This window comes from Pseudomonas sp. Z3-8 (genome assembly GCF_051131975.1).
In the GTDB taxonomy this organism is placed as follows: Bacteria; Pseudomonadota; Gammaproteobacteria; order Pseudomonadales; family Pseudomonadaceae; genus Aquipseudomonas.
Genome location: NZ_CP071643.1, coordinates 3,820,308 through 3,838,343 on the forward strand (window position 1 = coordinate 3,820,308; position 18,036 = coordinate 3,838,343).

The 18,036-nt window shown below is 62.9% G+C and carries 15 protein-coding genes; 6 read left to right on the forward strand and 9 right to left on the reverse strand.

The annotated features are described in order from the left end of the window. Positions 1-23 precede the first annotated feature (23 nt). The 3 genes from J3P94_RS17330 to J3P94_RS17340 form a co-directional block, all read right to left on the reverse strand. Entirely contained in the window at positions 24-1,325 is a 1,302-nt protein-coding gene (locus J3P94_RS17330; protein WP_434568962.1) for an Nramp family divalent metal transporter, read from the reverse strand. A 145-nt stretch (positions 1,326-1,470) separates the two neighbouring features. Continuing rightward, on the reverse strand, positions 1,471-1,710 hold the full coding sequence (locus tag J3P94_RS17335; RefSeq protein WP_434568963.1) for a hypothetical protein: 240 nt from the start codon (positions 1,708-1,710) through the stop codon (positions 1,471-1,473). Further along, a complete protein-coding gene (locus tag J3P94_RS17340; RefSeq protein WP_434568964.1) occupies positions 1,703-2,485 on the reverse strand; it encodes an MlaA family lipoprotein in 783 nt (260 codons plus the stop codon). Before J3P94_RS17340 ends, J3P94_RS17335 begins: the two co-directional genes overlap by 8 nt. A gap of 329 nt (positions 2,486-2,814) precedes the next feature. Between J3P94_RS17340 and J3P94_RS17345 the strand changes: the two genes are divergently transcribed. The 4 genes from J3P94_RS17345 (at position 2,815) to kefC (ending at position 7,324) form a co-directional block, all read left to right on the forward strand. Beyond that, complete coding sequence (locus J3P94_RS17345) at positions 2,815-3,525, forward strand: response regulator (protein ID WP_434568965.1); 711 nt, start codon at positions 2,815-2,817, stop codon at positions 3,523-3,525. Then, entirely contained in the window at positions 3,522-4,871 is a 1,350-nt protein-coding gene (locus J3P94_RS17350; protein WP_434568966.1) for a sensor histidine kinase, read from the forward strand. Before J3P94_RS17345 ends, J3P94_RS17350 begins: the two co-directional genes overlap by 4 nt. Before the next feature lie 103 nt (positions 4,872-4,974). Next, the gene (gene kefF, locus J3P94_RS17355; protein ID WP_434568967.1) at positions 4,975-5,496 is read left to right on the forward strand and encodes a glutathione-regulated potassium-efflux system oxidoreductase KefF; all 522 of its coding nucleotides are present in this window, start codon (positions 4,975-4,977) and stop codon (positions 5,494-5,496) included. 1 nt (position 5,497) lies between these two features. After that, positions 5,498-7,324 carry a glutathione-regulated potassium-efflux system protein KefC gene (gene kefC, locus J3P94_RS17360; RefSeq protein WP_434568968.1) on the forward strand — a complete coding sequence of 609 codons (1,827 nt, stop codon included), beginning with the start codon at positions 5,498-5,500 and terminating at the stop codon, positions 7,322-7,324. On the opposite strand, the gene J3P94_RS17365 is transcribed toward kefC, so the two are convergent. Continuing rightward, positions 7,321-8,562, reverse strand: a complete 1,242-nt coding sequence (locus J3P94_RS17365) for a cytochrome P450 (protein ID WP_434568969.1) — start codon at positions 8,560-8,562, stop codon at positions 7,321-7,323. The genes kefC and J3P94_RS17365 overlap by 4 nt on opposite strands. Before the next feature lie 98 nt (positions 8,563-8,660). Beyond that, positions 8,661-9,524, reverse strand: coding sequence for an aldo/keto reductase family oxidoreductase (locus tag J3P94_RS17370; RefSeq protein ID WP_434568970.1), 864 nt, complete (start codon positions 9,522-9,524; stop codon positions 8,661-8,663). A 100-nt stretch (positions 9,525-9,624) separates the two neighbouring features. Here J3P94_RS17370 and J3P94_RS17375 point away from each other — a divergent pair, with 100 nt between their 5' ends. Next, positions 9,625-10,527: a LysR family transcriptional regulator gene (locus J3P94_RS17375; RefSeq protein WP_434568971.1), complete on the forward strand. Its 903-nt coding sequence runs from the start codon at positions 9,625-9,627 to the stop codon at positions 10,525-10,527. Positions 10,528-11,244: 717 nt separating this feature from the next. Here the strand turns inward: J3P94_RS17375 and J3P94_RS17380 are convergent. From J3P94_RS17380 to J3P94_RS17395, 4 genes are all read right to left on the reverse strand, one after another. After that, the gene (locus J3P94_RS17380; RefSeq protein WP_434568972.1) at positions 11,245-13,011 is read right to left on the reverse strand and encodes an ABC transporter ATP-binding protein; all 1,767 of its coding nucleotides are present in this window, start codon (positions 13,009-13,011) and stop codon (positions 11,245-11,247) included. Continuing rightward, positions 13,008-14,114: a beta-glucosidase gene (locus J3P94_RS17385; RefSeq protein ID WP_434574236.1), complete on the reverse strand. Its 1,107-nt coding sequence runs from the start codon at positions 14,112-14,114 to the stop codon at positions 13,008-13,010. Before J3P94_RS17385 ends, J3P94_RS17380 begins: the two co-directional genes overlap by 4 nt. A gap of 64 nt (positions 14,115-14,178) precedes the next feature. Continuing rightward, positions 14,179-15,360: a UDP-galactopyranose mutase gene (glf, locus tag J3P94_RS17390; protein WP_434568973.1), complete on the reverse strand. Its 1,182-nt coding sequence runs from the start codon at positions 15,358-15,360 to the stop codon at positions 14,179-14,181. Continuing rightward, positions 15,348-16,502: a glycosyltransferase family 1 protein gene (locus J3P94_RS17395; RefSeq protein ID WP_434568974.1), complete on the reverse strand. Its 1,155-nt coding sequence runs from the start codon at positions 16,500-16,502 to the stop codon at positions 15,348-15,350. The genes glf and J3P94_RS17395 overlap by 13 nt, the downstream gene beginning before the upstream one ends. 358 nt (positions 16,503-16,860) lie before the next feature. Here J3P94_RS17395 and galE point away from each other — a divergent pair, with 358 nt between their 5' ends. Further along, positions 16,861-17,907, forward strand: coding sequence for a UDP-glucose 4-epimerase GalE (gene galE / locus J3P94_RS17400; RefSeq protein WP_434574238.1), 1,047 nt, complete (start codon positions 16,861-16,863; stop codon positions 17,905-17,907). Positions 17,908-18,036: the final 129 nt, after the last annotated feature.

An 18,036-nucleotide genomic window follows, 5' to 3' on the forward strand; every position in this document is an offset into this window, starting at 1 on the left:
CTCCAGAGATGAATGAGCAGACCTCAGGTAAACAGATCGACGCCCAGCTGGAACGCGACCCACAACGCCAGGCCAGTGGCGAATACCAGCGCGATATTCTCGAACAGGTTGTTGCGGTATTCCTTGCTCAGCAGCGACTTCTGGTTGGACATGATCAACAGGCCCAGGGAGATCACCGGCAGGCCGATGATGTTCAGGGCGTTGACGCCGATGGTCAGGGTCACGAAGTCCGGCATGCCGGGCAAGGACCAGATCAGCGGCGTCACCAGGATGAACAGCATGAACCACTTGTGCATCGGGTCACGGTGGAACTCTTTGCCATAGCGCTCACGACGCTCGGGGCGTACGTGCTGGAAGGCGTCGGTGATGAGCATCGGGAACGCCGTGGTCTTGCCGGAAATACTGGCGAACAGCGTGGCGAAGACACCGATGAAGAACACATACCAGCCAATCGGGCCGAAGAAGATTTCCAGGGCCTTGCCCAGGTCACCCAGGGTTTTGACTTCGATGCCGTAGGGCCGCAGGATCTCCGCGCCGACGATCCAGATCGCCAGGTTGATGATGATCCCGACGAACACCGCAAACAGCAGGTCGTTGCGCTGGATGCGCTTGTGCTCAGGACCCACCCAGCCTTTCTGGCGCATCACGTAGGGATGAACGAAGTTGGCGATGGAACCCGCCACCGCGCCGATCACCGAGACCGCCACCAGCAGCGCACCGTGCACACCTTCATCCGGCGGAATGCTGAAGCCGATGGTGCCTTTGACGATACCGGCGACATCCGGGCCGGACATCACCGCCAGGGCCAGGAACGCCAAAGTCATGATCGCCAGCAGCGCCTTCATCACGCCTTCGATCATCGAATAGATATTGCGCCCGACGAGCATCCACACCGCCAGCACCACCGCCACCGAACAGAGCAGCGGATAATCGGTCTTGAGCAGCATCGCCAAGGCCTCGCCGGCACCCTTGATCATGTAGGCATTCATCAGGTGCCCCATGAGCAGCGCATACACCAGCATGAACCAGGCAAAAAACGGATTGAGTTGCGCGTAGCCCTGCAGGATGGTCATGCCCTGGTTATTGCAAAGCTGGAAGCGCGCGATGATGTTGACGATCAGGTAGCGCAGCAGCAGAGACACCGCCAGCACCCACATCATGGCGTAGCCGTAGTTGGCCCCGGCCACGGAAGAAGTGATGAGGTCGCCTGCGCCCAGCCAGGAAAGTACCGCGATGATGCCCGGGCCTAGAAGCTTCAACAGGCGTACGAAGCGGCTTTGCGCGGGGGCTGCAGCCTGCCCTTCGACGGAAGGTATGCTCGACATGGATGGAGTCTCCGTTGTTTTTTTTGTGAGAAACGGACACAGTCGACCATATTTCGTACGACATCGTACAACTCTAATTTATCGAGAGTATGTAAAAATGTTTCGTCACTGCTCGGGCGGCAAACAGCCATTATTGAGCCCGCTGTCAGTGGCCCTCCCCTCGTTCGCCGTTATTGATCATCCACCGAATCATGCTCGCCAGCGGCACACGATAGTGCTGGCTAGCGCACAAGCCCGCTTGCTCGGGGTCGTACCATTCGACGTAGCGGCTGAGCAGCACATGCCGGCCATCCTCGGCGAGCCGCAACTCGACTTCGCGGCAATGCAACGCACCCTGGTCGAGTGTCTTCACCCGGCGATGCAGGACCAACGCCTGGCTATTCATCCTCGGCACCCTGTTCCTGGCATCGCGGGCTGTCCTGGACCGCACCCAGTTTCCCGTCGGCGACAAAATCGGCGCGCCGTTGCGCGACCGCATCTCGCAGCGCCACGTAGTAATCGGCCTGGGTCTGCAGTTTATCGGTGAGCGGCAACGCCTCGGCGCGGCCATCGACGACGCCGCCCACGGTCTTGATCGTGCCCAGGGTTTCGACGGTGTCGCTGTTGCTGCCGAACGGGTCCACCGCGAAACTCACCACTTTGCCAGTCGCGTCCCTCAGGTTGCCAGTGCCGAACAATGGCAATTCCACGATCGGCCCCGGAGCGATATTCCAGACGCCGAAAGTCTGGCCGAAATCGGATTCGTGACGGGCGATGCCCATCTTGCCCGACACGTCGATCAGCCCGACGATGCCCACCGTGGTGTTGATGACAAAACGGCCCAGGGTGGTGACCGAGCGCTCGCCGTTGCCTTGCAGCAAATCGTTGATGAAGACCTTGGGCTCGCCGAAGTTGGCGACGAAGTTATGCACGCCGCTCTGGAACATCTCTGGCAGTTTGCGATAACCACGGGCGATGGGGGCCAGGGCATAGTCGTCCACCGTACGGTTGAAGGCGAAGATGCCGCGGTTCACCGGTTCCGCCGGATCATGCACGGCATAGGGCATATTCTCGCAGCTACCCGGTGTCGCGGGCGGCGTGCTGCTGCAACCGCTGGCAAACGCCGCCAGCGCAACGACGACGGTGGATCGAACAAGCAGCGCGGGTCTGGCGATCGGCATACAGAATTATCTCGGCGAGGAATAAGGGCTGCCTGCCAGTTGAAAGCCGAACACCAAACCCGTGGCGAGGGAGCTTGCTCCCGCTGGGTCGCGAAGCGGCCCTAAAAATCCATGAGCGCTTCGCACTCAAGCGGGAGCAAGCTCCCTCGCCACAGGTTCAGTGCACAGCTTCACGGGCCGGCATCGAGGCAATCCTGCCGCGGTTTTCTTGCCCGAAGATTTCCGCAATGTTGCGCGCCGGTCGCTTTATTTCCGGATTGAAATATATGACGCAAGCGGCGGATTGACCCTAGTATCGCCTCCTGTATCCATTGCCCGACGTGACCCCTGTGAGCCACCTACTCCTGGTGGACGACGACCTCGAAGTCCTCGCCCTCCTGCGCAAATTCCTCGAACAACATGGCTACAGCGTCGAAGTGGCCGCCGACGGCGCGGCGCTGTGGCAGGCGGTCGAGCGGCGGATGCCCGACCTGATCATCCTCGACGTCATGCTGCCGGGCGACAACGGCCTGGTGCTCTGCCAGCGGCTGCGGGCCGAACATCGGGTCGGGATCATCATGCTCACCGCCATGGGCGAACTGAGCGACCGCGTCGTCGGCCTGGAAATGGGCGCCGACGATTACCTGACCAAGCCCTTCGACGCCCGCGAGCTGCTGGCCCGGGTCCGCGCCGTCCTGCGGCGTACCGGCGAAGCCAGGGGCAGCCTGGGCGATATCTCCCGGCCGGTGCTGGAATTCGAGGGCTGGCAGCTGGACGTCACCCGTCGCGAGCTGCGCTCCCCCGACAAGGTCATGATTCCGCTGTCCACCGGCGAGTTCGAACTGCTGCTGGTCTTCGCCGAACATCCGCGCCGCGTCCTCACCCGCCAGCAACTGCTGGACCTGGCCCGGGGCGAAACCTTCGACGCATTCGACCGCAGCATCGACGTGCAGGTCAGCCGTCTGCGGCGCAAATTGGAGACCGACGTCACGGGGCCGTCGATGATCCGTACCATCCGCAACAGCGGCTACCTGTTCAGCCCTCACGTGGTGAAGCGATGACCGCCACCCCCCCGAAGATGCCTCGCCCCAGGGACACCGTGGCGCGCTGGATCGCCCTGACCACCATGGTCTCGATGCTGACGCTGCTGGCCCTCAATGAACTGTTCAGCCTGGTGGCCGGTGCGTGGGCGCGCCCTCCCCTGATGGAAACCGGCCTGATGGACAAGGCTGCGGCGATCACGCGCATCATCGACGCGGCCGATCCCGGCCAACGGCACGCCATTGCCCGTATCGCCAGCGACCCCGGGATCAACGTACAGTGGCTGCAGCGCTATGAGGAGGCGCATCTGCCGGTGATCGGGGATCCGGAGTTCAGCGAAGGCTCGGCGTTCCTGCACCAGCAATTGAACAGGCCCGACGCCCGGATCGAGGCCTACGAGCCCAACGACTGGCCGGCCGCTGATGACCGGGGCAGACGCTACGCCGTGATCATCGAGCTGTCTGACCACACCTGGGTCATCTTCTCCGTGGGCTCGCGCAGCTGGGGGCTGGGGGAATGGCAGCGCAACCTGATCATCATCGCGTTGATCCTGCTGTCGACCTTCATCGTCGCCCTGATTGCCACGCGGCACCTGGCAACCCCGCTGGAGCGTTTCGCCGAGGGTGCCCGGCGCTTCGGCGTGGACTTCCGGGCGCCGCCGATCCCGGTCGTCGGCCCCTTCGAGATCCGCCAGGCGATCCTGGCGTTCAATGCCATGCAGGCCCAGCTCAAACATTTCGTCCAGGACCGCACGCAAATGCTGGCGGCCATCTCTCATGACCTGCGGGCACCGTTGACCCGCATGCGCCTGCGCGGCGAATTCATCGAGGACGCCGAACAGCAATCGCGGTTGTTCCGGGACGTCGACGAGATGCAGGCGATGGTCAACGCCGCGCTGGAATTCTTCCGCGACGAAGCGCGCCTCGAACACGCCACCGCGTTCGACCTGGCGGAGCTGCTGCACACCATCGTCGATGATTTCAGGGACGGCGGCATCGAAGTGTCTTTCGAGGGCGCCCAGCGCCTGGTCTACGTGGGCCGCCCCATCGGGATCAAGCGCGCGCTGACCAACCTGATCGACAACGCGGTCAAATACGCCAGCGAACCGAGGGTTCAACTCAAGACCTTCATCGATCGCATCGAGATCCGCATCCAGGATCGCGGCCCGGGCATTGCGCCCGAATATCATGAGCAGGTCTTCGCACCGTTCTTTCGCATCGAGGGTTCACGCAACAAAAATACCGGCGGCGTCGGCCTGGGCCTGTCGGCGGCTCGGGCGACGGTGCTGGAGCACGGCGGCACACTGACGCTCAGGAACCGCCGGGGCGGCGGCCTGGAGGTCAGGGTCTCGCTGCCGCTCAATTGACCCTGGCAAGGCTCGCCCGGGAACAATCTCCTAAACATCACGCGCCTTCCCCGGTAGGATGTCCGGCCTTTCGACCCGGACCCAGCCGCCTGGAACTGCCCCGATGATCCTGATCGTTTACGCCCATCCCTACCCCGACCAGTCGCGGGTCAACCAGCAGATGCTCAAGCGCGCCAGCGCCAATCCGGACGTGGTCATACGCTCGCTCTACGATCTCTACCCGGATTTCGACATCGACGTCGAGGCGGAACAGCGCGCCGTCGAACAGGCACAGCTGGTCGTCCTGCAGCACCCGATGTACTGGTACAGCATGCCGCCCCTGCTCAAATTGTGGATCGACAAAGTCTTCACCCATGGCTGGGCGTACGGCAAAGGCGCCACGGCCCTGATCGGCAAAAGCCTGCTGTGGGCCGTCACCACGGGTGGCGAACACGATCATTTCCAGATGGGCGCCTACCCCGGCTTTGCCGTGCTGGCGCAGCCGCTCCAGGCCACGGCGCTCTACTGTCATATGCGCTGGCTGGAACCGCTGGTCGTGCATGGTGCGTTTGCCGGCAACGCCGAGGCCCAACGCGAGCAAATCGAACACTATGGCGAACGCCTGGCCGCCTGGAAGGAAGATTGATATGGAAACTCACAGCCTGATCGAAATGCTCATCTACCTGGCCTCGGCGACACTGATCGTACCGATTGCCGTCCGGTTGGGCCTGGGCCCGGTGCTCGGTTATCTGTTGGCCGGGTGCGTGATCGGCCCGTGGGGGCTGAAGCTCATTACCGACGTCAAGGCCATCCTGGAATTCGCCGAAATCGGCGTCGTGCTGATGCTGTTCATCATCGGCCTTGAACTCGACCCCAAGCGCCTCTGGGCGCTGCGCCGGATGGTATTCGGTGGCGGCGCGCTGCAGATGCTCGCTTGCGGTGCCGCCATTGCTGCGTTCTGCACGGCGCTGGGCCTGGGCTGGACGGCGGCGTTGTTGGTGGGCCTGACCCTGAGCCTTTCGTCCACGGCCATCGCCATGCAGGCCATGAGCGAACGCAACCTGAACGCTACCGCCGTGGGCCGCAGCAGTTTTGCCGTCCTGCTGTTCCAGGACATCGCGGCCATTCCCCTGGTGGCCATGATCCCGTTGCTCTCGGCCCATGGCGACACCCCCTCGGGCATGGCCCTGGCGTTGTCGATCGTCAAGATCGTCGCCGCCATCAGCGTCGTCGTGCTGCTCGGGCGCTACGTGACACGGCCGCTGTTGCGCTTCGCCGCGCGCTCGGGCCTGCGTGAAATCTTCAGTGCCGTGGCGCTGTTCCTGGTATTCGGCTTCGGCTTTCTGCTGGAAGAGGCCGGCCTGTCGATGGCCATGGGCGCATTCCTCGCCGGCGTGTTGCTGGCGAGTTCCGAATACCGCCATGCCCTGGAAAGCGACATCGAACCGTTCAAGGGCCTGCTGCTGGGGCTGTTTTTCATCGGCGTCGGCATGTCGATCGACTTCGGCACGCTGATCGACGCACCGCTGAAAGTCATCACCCTGACCGTCGGGTTCATCCTGATCAAACTGCTGGTGATCAAGACCGTCAGCCGCTTCCTGAATGTCCCCGCCGGCCAGCGTTCCTGGCAGGCGGTATTGCTCGGCCAGGGCAGCGAGTTCGCCTTTGTGGTGTTCGGCGCCGCGACGTTGGCGGGCATCCTGACCGACCAGTGGGGCAAGAGCCTGACCCTGGCGGTGGCCCTGTCGATGTGCGTGACGCCGCTGCTCATTCTGCTGCTGGAGCGAATCGAGTCGGCCAGCAAGAAAGACCGCCAGGAATCCGACCTCGTCGACCAGCAGAACCCGCGGGTGATCATTGCCGGCTTCGGCCGTTTCGGACAGATCGCTGGACGTTTGCTGATGTCCTGCGGCGTCGAGGTAGTGGTTCTGGACCACGACCCCGACAACATCGAGACGCTGCGCAAATTCGGTGTGAAAGTGTTCTACGGTGACGCCACGCGCCTCGACCTGTTGCACGCTGCCGGCGCGGCACAGGCGGCGGTGCTGATCAACGCGATCGACGATCAGCAAGACAACCTGACGCTGACCCGGTTGGCCCAGGAGCACTTCCCCACGTTGAAACTCGTCGTCCGCGCGCGGGACATGGGCCACCTGATCAACCTGCGGCAGATGGGCGTCGAGGTTGCCGAGCGGGAAACCTTCGAAAGCGCGCTGGCGTTGGGTCGCCGGGCACTGGTGCAGATGGGTGTCGGCGCTTACGAGGCGCGCGAACGCGCCGATCAGTTTCGCCGCTTGAATCTGCAAATGCTCGAAGAAATCGTCGCCCAACCGGAAGATGACCTCACGTTCCGGCACGACGCCTACCGACGCGCCAACGCGTTGCTCACCGAGATGTTCAACGAAGACCGCGCCCGTCCCGTCGACAGCTGGCCGGAACACCATCGAAACGAGACGGATGAGGCGCGTGGCTAGCCGGTCACCACTGACATCAGCACCGGCTCCCTGGGCAACATGGGCAGGCGTTGAAAATCGACTTCTTTCACCACCAGTCGCCATTGCACGTGGCGGCACAGATGTTCAAAGGTTTTCTGCATCAGGGCCAACGTCAGCGGCTCGCCCGGGCAGCGGTGATACGTGTATTCCCCGCCGCCCTGGCTGATGACAGAGGTTCTCATGGGGCACTGGCCGAAACGTTCGGGCGCAAAGCTTTCCGGGGTTTTCCAGTGCGCCGGATCGCGGTTGGAGCCAAACAGATCGAGCAGCACCCGAGTGCCTTTTTCGAAGCGGTAGCCTCGCCACTCGAAACTCTCGCGCACAAACGCCGCCACCATCGGAAAGAACGCGTAAAAGCGCCGCGTTTCCTCGGCAAAAGCCCAAGCCGCAGCGTCATCGCGACCAATGCTGGCGCGCCATTGCGGCCGGCGTTCCAACTCGATCAGCCCGAACAACAGAAAGCGCCCCACCGCCACCACTGGACGCAAGATATTTAGCAGCTCCACTGCCGCTATCCGCGGTGGGAGCAACTGGCCCTGCTCATCGCGATGCCATGCGAGTTGTTGCAACGGGGTCTGCAGCGATGCTGGCGCCGGGTCTTGCCGACAGTTTTTTATCCAGCGCGCCGCCTGGGCCTCGCAGGCCTTGCGCCGCATCCAGGCGGCCGGCATCCGCCAGTCGACGCGGCCGTTGCCATCGATCAGCGAGGCGAGCCGACGGGTCAACCGGTGCATTTGCCGATCACTCATCATTGGCACACCGGCCCACTCGCAGACCGATCGACACAGCAGCGCCTCGATCCAAGGCAGGAATTCGATCGGCTGGTTCGCCGCAAGCTTCGTCGCCGCTTCGCTCAAGTGAGCCTCGTAGAGGCCGACCAGGCGGTTTACGTTTTCCTTGTCCAGCACGTCGAGAAACAGCTGCTTGCGTCGCGCATGAGGTGCGCCATCCAGGCCCTGGACGCCGCCCGCGCCCAACAGGATGTTGCGTAGCGGCGCCGGTGTCGACGTGGGGGTCCGGACGAAGCGCCGCGCATCGTAGAACAGCTCCGCCGCTTCCAGCCCACTGAGGCACAGCGTGCGCCGTCCCAGCAGTCGGGTCTGGAAAACCGGACTGCCATAGGCAACGCAACGCTTGCGTATGAACGGGTAGCCCTCGCGCAAGAATGCCAAGGTCGAATCAGCCCAGCGGTAGCCGGGAATAGAAGGGTCTGCCATGACGAAATCCTTGCCTGACAACGATATGTCTGGGACATCGCCCGGCTGGACCCTGTTCGATTTTTCAGGCGAATGGAGACTGCCCAAAGGGGCTGCGGCTAAACCATGGCGTCAAGCTCAGCCAACATAGGCGCCGGAATCTGCAGCTCACTGGCCGAGATATTTTCCCGCAAGTGAGCCACTGACGACGTACCGGGAATCAGCAGGATATTCGGCGCACGTTGCAGCAGCCATGCCAGCGCAACGCACAGCGGCGACGCCTCCAGGCGCGCGGCAACGTTCGACAACGCTTCCGACTGCAGCGGCGTAAAGCCACCCAGCGGGAAGAACGGCACGTAGGCAATGCCTTGGCGGCCCAGGTCGGCGATGAGTTGTTCGTCGTCGCGATGGGTCAGGTTGTAGTGATTCTGCACGCAGACCACCTTCGCGATACCCTGGGCCTCCTTGACCTGCGCCGCCGTGACGTTGCTCAGGCCCAGTTGGCGAATCAGGCCCTGGCGCTGCAGCTCAGCCAATGCTGTGAAGGACTCTTCAATCGATCCTTCAGCGGGCGCATGCACATCGCCCATGACCCGCAGATTGACCACGTCCAGCACCTCGACGTCGAGGTTGCGCAGGTTGTCGTGCACCGCACGGGTCAGCTCGGCGGGGCTCTGGGCTGCGTTCCATGACGCATCGGCGCCACGAACCGCACCGACCTTGGTCACGATGACCAGGTCGTCGGCGTAAGGGTGCAACGCCTCGCGGATCAGTTGGTTGGTGACATGAGGCCCGTAAAAATCGGCGGTGTCGATGTGGTTGACCCCAGCGGCCAGCGCTTCGCGCAGCACGGCGATGGCCGCCGCCGGATCCTTGGGCGGTCCGAAGACCTGCGGCCCCGCCAGTTGCATCGCGCCGTAGCCCATGCGGTTGACCGTACGATCACCCAGTAAAAAAGTCCCTGCCTTGTCTGCCCTGCTCATCGCGTACCCCTTGAATCAGTCTGTGTGAGCCGACTATAGGCGTTGACCACTCCACTGATAATCAGGTGCAATCCGAACGGGTTGTACGAGGGAGAGAACAATGGCGACGGACATTCAAGACTTGCTGGCCTTTGTGGCGGTGGTCAATGCGCGGGGATTTCGCGAAGGCGCCCGGCTCAGCGGCAAATCCGCCTCCAGCCTCAGCGACGCGGTACGCCGGATCGAAAGCCGACTCGGCGTGCGCCTGCTCAACCGCACCACCCGCAGCGTGGTGCCGACCGAGGCCGGCGCACGGTTGATGGAACGCATCGTGCCGGCCCTTGGCGAAGTCGAATCCGCGCTGGACGTGGTCAACGATTTTCGCGACCGCCCTTCCGGCACCCTCAGGTTGAACGTGCCGGTCAGCGCCGCCCGACTGGTGCTACCGTCGATCATCGCGCCGTTCCTGAAAAGCTACCCCGACATCCGCCTCGAAGTGGTTACCGAAGAAAGCTTTGTCGACATGCTGGCGGCCGGGTGTGATGCAGGTATTCGCTACGACGAACGCCTCGAACAGGACATGATCGCGATCCCCATCGGCCCGCGCTTTCAACGCTTCGCAACCGCCGCCGCACCGGCGTACCTCGACGCCCGGGGCCGCCCCGAGCATCCACGGGACCTGCTGCAACACGCTTGCCTGGCCGGCAAGTTCCCCAGCGGCGCCTTGCCGCTGTGGGAGTATGAGCGTGACGGCGAAACCATCAGCGTCGAGCCGAACGGCCCATTGCTGGTGCGCATTGGCGGCGCCATGGACCTGGCCGTCCAGGCCGCGGTGGATGGACTCGGGATCGTCCACCTGTTCGAGGACTGGCTGCGCCCCTACCTGGACAGCGGCGTCCTCGAACCGGTACTCGAACCCTGGTGGCAGCGCTTTACCGGACCATTCCTCTACTACCCCGGCCGCCGCTACCTGCCTTCCCCGCTGCGGGCGTTTGTGGACTTCATTCAAAACCGGGGTGACTGAGGCGCTTGCTGCGCGACCGCAAACCCCAACATCTCCGCCATCAGAACCACCGCTTTCGCGAGCAAGCTCGCTCCCACAGGAGACCTGCGGCACATGCACATCCAACGCCCAACCTCATTTCCACTGTGGGAGCGAGCCTGCTCGCGAAGGCGGCGGCACATCCAACATCTCCATAAACTGAACCACCGCTTTCGCGAACAGGCTCGCTCCCACAGGAGACCTGCGGCGCATGCACATCCAATGCCCAATCTCATTTCCACTGTGGGAGCGAGCCTGCTCGCGAAGGCGGCGGCAGATCCAGCATCTTCATAAACTGAACCACCGCTATCGCGAGCAAGCTCGCTCCCACAGGAGACCTGCGGCGCATGCACATCCAACGCCCAATCTCATTTCCACTGTGGGAGCGAGCTTGCTCGCGAAGGCGGCGGCACGTCCAACATCTCCATAGCTGAACCACCGATTTCGCGAGCAGGCTCGCTCCTACAGGGGTCCTGCAGCGCATGCACATCCAACGCCCAATCTCATTTCCACTGCGGGAGCGAGCCTGCTCGCGAAGGCGGCGGCAGATCCAGCATCTTCATAAACTGAACCACCGCTATCGCGAGCAAGCTCGCTCCCACAGGGGTCCTGCGGCGCATGCACATCCAGCGCCCAACCTCATTTCCACTGTGGGAGCGAGCCTGCTCGCGAAGGCGGCGGCACGTCCAATATCGGCAACTAACGCTTGCCCAACTCCAGCCCCTGCGCCTGCCACAGGGTCTGGAACGGCCCTTCACGCTGGCGCAGTTCATCGGGTGAGCCGTCTTCGATGATTCTTCCGCCCTGCAAGACCAAAATCCGGTCGAACCGCGCGACCGTCGACAGCCGGTGCGCCACTGCCAGCACGGTGCGACCGCGCATCAGGTCGTCCAGGGCCATTTGCACCTTGGCTTCGGATTCCGAATCCAGTGCCGAGGTGGCTTCGTCGAGGATCAGGATCGGTGCGTTCTTGAGGAACGCCCGCGCCAGCCCGAGGCGCTGGCGTTGGCCGCCCGAGAGCATCACGCCGCGCTCGCCCACCAACGTGTTGAAGCCTTCCGGCAGGTCGCGGATGAATTCTTCGCAATAGGCATGGCGGGCCGCGTCGATGACTTGTGCCTCGGTGGCATCGGGCTGGCCATAGGCGATGTTTTCGTAGATGGTCCGATTGAACAGCGCCGGCTCCTGAGGCACCACGGCGATCTGGCTGCGCAGGCTGTCCTGACTGACCGAGCGCACGTCGCGGCCATCGATCAGGATCACCCCGCTGCGCACATCGTCCAGGCGCTGGACCAGACTGACCAATGTCGACTTGCCCGCGCCCGACGGCCCGACGATGCCGACTTTCTGGCCGGCCGGAATGTCCAGGGACAGATGCCTGATCGCGCCGCGCCCGTCGGCATAGCTGTAGCTGACGTCGATGAAACGGATATTGCCGCGCCCAGGTTCCAGTTCCGCCGGGGTGTCGCTGAGTGCGTGTGGCTGGACGATGATGCGCAACGTCTCGGCAATCACGCCCATCTGCTGCGAAGTGTCCACCAAAGCCAGCGCCAAGTCGCGGGAGCCATGCAGGATGCGAAACGACAACGCGCTGACCATCACCACATCGCCCGGGGTGATCTGCCCGCCCTGCCACAGCAGGATCGACCAGCCGAGCATGCCGCCGGCCATGATCGACAAGCAGATGTCGTGCAAGACCCGGGCTTTTTCCAGGTAGATCCAGCTGCGGCGCTGGGCCTTGGCCTCGACGCCGATCGCCTGTTCGAGCCGGCGCCGCTCGCGGTGTCGGGCGGAGAATGCTTTGATCGTCCAGACGTTGGAGACCTGGTCCACCAACTCGCCACCGACGCGTGCGGCCTGGGAAGCGAAATCGATATGCCGGCTGCGGCCACGCAGCCCCATCACGGTGATCAGCGAAGCCACCACAATCACCGCGCCGATCAAGGCTAACCCCATGGAAAGCCGCACGGTAAACAGCACCACGACCGCACCGATGAAATCCACGCAAGGTGGAATAATCTTCCAGGCCAGGCCACCGTAGATGGAACCCGCTGCCGCGCCCGCCGAGGAGATCCGGTTGGCCAGGGCTCCGGCGAAATGCTCGGAGAAATAGCGCATCGGGTGTCCGGTCAGGTGATTGAACAGGTCGATCCGCAGGTCCGCGCAACTGGCGACGACCGTCCGGCAGCCCAAGTAGCCACCGGAACGCCAGAACAGGTTTTCCACCACAATCAGCGCGATGAACACGGTGAACGGCAGCCACACATGCCCGGCCGCCTCCCTGCCCTGGGCCATCGCGTCGACCAGCAGCTTCATGCCGAACTGCACCGCCACCGCGCAACTGGCGGCACCGACAATCAGCACAAACAACGTCGCGAAATGCCACGGCCTGAGGGTGACGTATCGCCACAAAAACGCGATGGCGGTATTCGGCAACGGCGCGCCATGCGACTGATGGCTGTTCATGGCATCTGCACCGTGGCCACGGACGAGGCAAACCGCGCCTGCAGGGACTTCATTGCCAACGTCAGTGGATGGAAAGATGCGCGGCTGCCTTCGCTGTCGGCATAGCCAAACACGCCAGTGGGACAGTAGCGATCATCGTCCCAACCCGGGTAGTCGAGAAACGGGTACCAGCACATGCCTGCTATCGGAATGCCGCGCTCCACCGCCAGCGCCAACTGCTCGCCGATGTAGTGCAGCCAGGGCACCCGAGCGGTATCTTCGGCGCCCGTTTCAGAGAGCAGAAGCGGCCTTCGATAACGCTGGTGGACTTCGCTGAGCATGCCCACCAACGGGCGATAATCCGCGCTGCCCGGCTCGATCCGATTGCCGTGCAGGAACCACTGGTTATGCGGATAGAAATTGACGCCGACAATATCCAGGTACTCCTCGCGCCCGCCCAACCCCGGCCAGCTTCTGCCGGTGAGCAGGTCCCATGCCTCGAACTGGGACAGCCGATACGCCTCGGCGGCCTCGATATCTTCGGCCCGCCGCGATAAGGACCGCACGTTGATCAGTGGGTCGCACTGGACAAATCGCGCCGCGGGCGTTACCTCGCGAATCGCCTCGATCGCCGCGATACTTGCGCGCACCAACTGGTGCTTGAGCTCCATGCCCCGTTGTCGGGCGGTGGGGTTGAAGTAGCCGACGTCGCCGCCGGCCCAGCTCCAGAAAGAGATCTCGTTGATCGGCGAGTAGAACGCGGTCTCGATCCCCTCCTCGCGCATCAGCCGCGCGACGGCACCGGAGAAGCGAGCAAACCGTTCGACGAAGGCCGGCCGCCAGATGTCCAGATCGTCGGGGTAGCCGTAATGGCACAGGTCCCACACCACTTGCACATCGCAGCGCTGGGCGGCGCGCAGCATCGGCAGGAAACTGCTCCAGTCATAACGACCCGGCTGCTGTTCGATCAGATGCCAACGCAAGCCATCCCTGGCGCAGCGAATGCCCAGGTCGGCGAGCCGGTTGTAATCCTGCTCGGCCCAGCGGTCATGGCGAGTCGCGGCGAGCATATCCAGCCGACGTCCATCGGCACGGCGATGGGTGGAACACTCGTAGCCGGCCATCACGAAACTGTTGAAGATCCTCTCCCGCACGCTGCTGTCTCCCAGTGTCTGGATGAAGCCGGGATCAACCCGGCTCGACCTCGTGAGCCCTCGCCACGACCCCTTCGCCCTCGGCAATGCGCTGATACAGCGCCAGCGCCTGACCCACCACCTGATCCATGTTGTAGTACTTGTAGGTGCCGAGCCGACCGAGAAAAGTCACCCCGGGTGTTTCGTCGGCCAGGGCCTTGTAGCGTTTGTACAGCTCGGCGTTTTCCGGGCGCGGAACCGGGTAGTAAGGGTCGCCATCGGCGCAGGGAAACTCGTAGCTGATGCTGGTGCGCGGATGCTCCTGCCCGGTGAGGTGCTTGTACTCGGTGATTCGTGTATAGGGCACGCGCTCGTCCGGATAGTTGACCACTGCCACCGGCTGGAACTGCGGCGCATCCAGCGTTTCATGCTGAAAGCGCAACGAGCGATACGGCAGATGGCCGAAGCAGTAATCGAAGTACTCATCGATCGGCCCGCAATAGACCAGTTCCCGATAGGGGATGCGCTGGCGAACCTCTTTGAAATCGGTCGCCAACAAGATATCGATGTTCGGATGGGCGAGCATGCGCTCGAACATCCGTGTATAGCCGTGCAGCGGCATCATCTGGAACTGGTCAGTGAAATACCGATCATCGGTATTGGTCCGTGTCGGCACCCGCGAGGTCACCGACTTGTCCAGCTGGGAAGGGTCCAGGCCCCACTGCTTGCGGGTGTAGCCACGAAAGAATTTCTCATACAGCTCGCGGCCGATCTGGTTGATGACCACGTCCTCCGAAGTCCGGATCGACTCGACCGGCTCCGCCCGCTGCGCCAGGAAGGCCTCGGCCTGCGTTTCATCCATGGACAAGCCGAACAGCGTGTTGAGCGTCGTCAGGTTGATGGGAATCGGCACCCGGTGCTCATCGACCTGGGCCAGCACTCGATGCTCGTACGGGCGCCATTCGGTGAACCGCGACAGGTAATCGACAATGCGCTGGGCATTGGTGTGGAAGATGTGCGGCCCGTAGCGATGGACCAGCACGCCCGCCTCGTCCAAATGGTCGTATGCATTGCCGCCGATGTGATCGCGACGATCGACCAGCAGCACGCGCTTGCCCAACCCTTCGGCCAGCCGCTCGGCCAGCACGCTGCCGGCGAAACCGGCACCGACGATCAGGTAGTCGTACGGCGCGCCGCCCTGGGAGTTATCAAGGGAATCGAGGGTTATCGTTGGCATTCGATCTGCTCCTTCATCTGCGCGCAGGTCTTGTCCCAGGACATGCCGTCCAGCGCTTTGTCGGCGTACTGCGCTACCATTCCTGGCTGGGTCCGCAGGTCGAGCGCGGCCTGGATCGCGTCGATGAATCCCTGGGGCGAATCGGCAATCGCGACCACACCACTCTCACCGTAGCCATTGACCACATCGCGGATCGGCGTGGACACCACCGGGCATCCGCCCGCCAGGTATTCAGGCGTTTTGGTGGGGCTGATGAAGCGAGTGGATTCGTTCAACGCGAATGGCATCAACGCCACGTCCCAACCCGCCAGGTACGCCGGCAGCTCTTCATATTGCTTGGCGCCCAGGTAGTGAATATTCGCCAGGCGCGGCAACGTCTGCGGATCGATCTTCACCACCGGCCCGATCAACACGATGTGCCAGTCCGGCCGCTGCGTTGCCAGTTCACGTACCAGCTCGATATCGAAACGCTCATCGATAACGCCGAAGAAACCCAGGCGCGGATGACCGATATCGGCCTGGTCCGCCGGGTCGGGAATCGGCTGCCTGGCCGCGGCAAAGTGCGTGATATCAACGCTGCTGGGCATGGCGTGGACGTTGGCGTGATGCTCGCGCTTGGCCTCCCAGAGGCTGTATCCGCCGGTGAACACCACATCGGCCTTGGCCATCAACCGCCGCTCCATCTCTACCAACGCGGGCGGCGCGAACTTGAAGGCCGAGAGCTCGTCCATGCAATCGAAAATCACCACATTGGCCTCCAGGTGATCGGTGAAGGCCTGGCTCATGGGCGTGAGGTACCAGAGCATCAACTCACTCGGCCAGTGCTCTGCCAGCCAGGCATCGAGCAATTCGCGCTGGGTGGCGATCACCTGGGCTTCATCCAGCCCCTCGGGGAGCCTTGGCACCAGCACTGTCACGCCCTCCGCCACTGCATAGCTTTCCAGATGCGAGGACTGCCGGCCTTCGAATATCGGTTCTTCGAAAAACAGTACGTCGTAATCCCTGGCCAATCGCGACATCACGTGTTGCGGCCGCTGATAGACAAAGCCCCAGCGCAGGTGCGACAGGCACAACAGCGTAGGTCGCAAGCTCGTGGCGGGCGCGGCGCTGTGATCGGGATGAAGATGTTCTTGTTGATTCATGTGACGTTCCTTTTCTCAAGATCGATGTCTGAAGATCGATGTTTGTAGATCGATGCTGGGCCTACCGCGATCCGGCGCTGCCGCGCCTGGCAAACAAGACCTGGTAACTCCTCTCACGCCTGGCCTTGTGGACGTTTGAGAAAGCCGGTTCCGATGCCGTTCCAAATCTTCTTCCAGCCAGCCGACCAAGTGCACACACCGGTCAGTCAACTGCTCTGAACTCCTGGAACCCGCCACCACACTCAACAGAACAGGCTGATGTCTCCAACGCGCACCACTGCCGAAAGAGACCGCCGGACAACGCCGAGTGTCTCGTCCAAGAGACACCAGGACAGGGATAATCGAGGGGGACTGAATGATGATTCTGGTGACAGGTGGTGCGGGTTATATCGGCGCCCATGTGGCGGTCGAGTTGATGAACCAGGGCGACGAGGTGTTGATCCTCGACAACCTTTGCAACAGCTCCCGGGCAACCGTGCAGCGCATATCGGACGTGACGGGGCGGGAGCCGGTTTTTGTCCATGCCGACGTGAGAAGCCGTCGCGCACTGGACAAGGTCTTCAGGGAGTACCCCATCGAGGCCGTCGTTCATTGCGCCGGGCTCAAGGCCGTGGGTGAAAGCGTGCGTGAGCCGCTGAGGTATTTCGACACGAACGTCAGCGGCAGCGTCACGCTGTGCCAGGCGATGGCCGAAGCCGGCGTGTTCAACCTGGTGTTCAGTTCATCGGCGACGGTCTATGGCGATTGCGCCCAGATGCCCATCGCCGAGACCTGCCCGACCGGGCAGCCGACCAACCCGTACGGCCAGTCGAAACTGATGGCCGAACACGTCATGCGCAGCACCGCCGCCTCCGACGCCCGCTGGTCGATCGGCTTGCTGCGCTACTTCAACCCCATCGGCGCCCATTGTTCAGGCCTGCTGGGAGAGACGCCGACGCAGACCCCCAACAACCTTTTGCCATACCTGTTGCAGGTGGCCAACGGCGAGCGCGAGGTGCTGCGGATTTTCGGCTCCGACTACCCGACGCCGGATGGCACCGGGATCAGGGATTATGTACATGTGGTGGATCTGGCCGAGGGGCACTTGCAAGCTCTGGCGTTCTTGCGCGAACAGACGGGTGTGCATGTCTGGAACCTGGGCACCGGGCGTGGTTATTCGGTGCTGGAGGTGGTCAGTGCTTTCGAGCGGGCGACCGGGGCGACCGTGCCGCTGGCTTTTGAAGCGCGTCGTCCGGGAGACATTGCACGGTGCTGGGCGGATCCGGGCAAGGCAGCCGAGCAGTTGGGCTGGACTGCACGTCATGTGCTTGAGCGGATGTTGGAGGATGCCTGGCGCTGGCAGCGCCTGAATTTTCCTCGGGTCGAGCCGCGGGAGGTGGTTTTGCGGAGTATCGAGCAGGGATGATCGCTGGATTGTTCAACATCTGTGGGAGCGAGCCTGCTCGCGAAGAGGCCGGTACATCCAACATCTTCATCGCCTGTGCCGCCGCCTTCGCGAGCAAGCTCGCTCCCACATGGGTTTTGCGGAGTGTCC

Bases quoted from the DNA above. Each gene is read 5' to 3' on its own strand.
- J3P94_RS17370 (WP_434568970.1), bottom strand. From the start codon at position 9,524: ATGAGCAGGGCAGACAAGGCAGGGACTTTTTTACTGGGTGATCGTACG.
- J3P94_RS17375 (WP_434568971.1), top strand. From the start codon at position 9,625: ATGGCGACGGACATTCAAGACTTGCTGGCCTTTGTGGCGGTGGTCAAT.
- kefF (WP_434568967.1), top strand. From the start codon at position 4,975: ATGATCCTGATCGTTTACGCCCATCCCTACCCCGACCAGTCGCGGGTC.
- J3P94_RS17335 (WP_434568963.1), bottom strand. From the start codon at position 1,710: ATGAATAGCCAGGCGTTGGTCCTGCATCGCCGGGTGAAGACACTCGAC.
- J3P94_RS17380 (WP_434568972.1), bottom strand. From the start codon at position 13,011: ATGAACAGCCATCAGTCGCATGGCGCGCCGTTGCCGAATACCGCCATC.
- galE (WP_434574238.1), top strand. From the start codon at position 16,861: ATGATTCTGGTGACAGGTGGTGCGGGTTATATCGGCGCCCATGTGGCG.
- kefC (WP_434568968.1), top strand. From the start codon at position 5,498: ATGGAAACTCACAGCCTGATCGAAATGCTCATCTACCTGGCCTCGGCG.
- J3P94_RS17350 (WP_434568966.1), top strand. From the start codon at position 3,522: ATGACCGCCACCCCCCCGAAGATGCCTCGCCCCAGGGACACCGTGGCG.
- J3P94_RS17330 (WP_434568962.1), bottom strand. From the start codon at position 1,325: ATGTCGAGCATACCTTCCGTCGAAGGGCAGGCTGCAGCCCCCGCGCAA.
- J3P94_RS17365 (WP_434568969.1), bottom strand. From the start codon at position 8,562: ATGGCAGACCCTTCTATTCCCGGCTACCGCTGGGCTGATTCGACCTTG.
- J3P94_RS17395 (WP_434568974.1), bottom strand. From the start codon at position 16,502: ATGAATCAACAAGAACATCTTCATCCCGATCACAGCGCCGCGCCCGCC.
- J3P94_RS17340 (WP_434568964.1), bottom strand. From the start codon at position 2,485: ATGCCGATCGCCAGACCCGCGCTGCTTGTTCGATCCACCGTCGTCGTT.
- glf (WP_434568973.1), bottom strand. From the start codon at position 15,360: ATGCCAACGATAACCCTCGATTCCCTTGATAACTCCCAGGGCGGCGCG.
- J3P94_RS17385 (WP_434574236.1), bottom strand. From the start codon at position 14,114: ATGGCCGGCTACGAGTGTTCCACCCATCGCCGTGCCGATGGACGTCGG.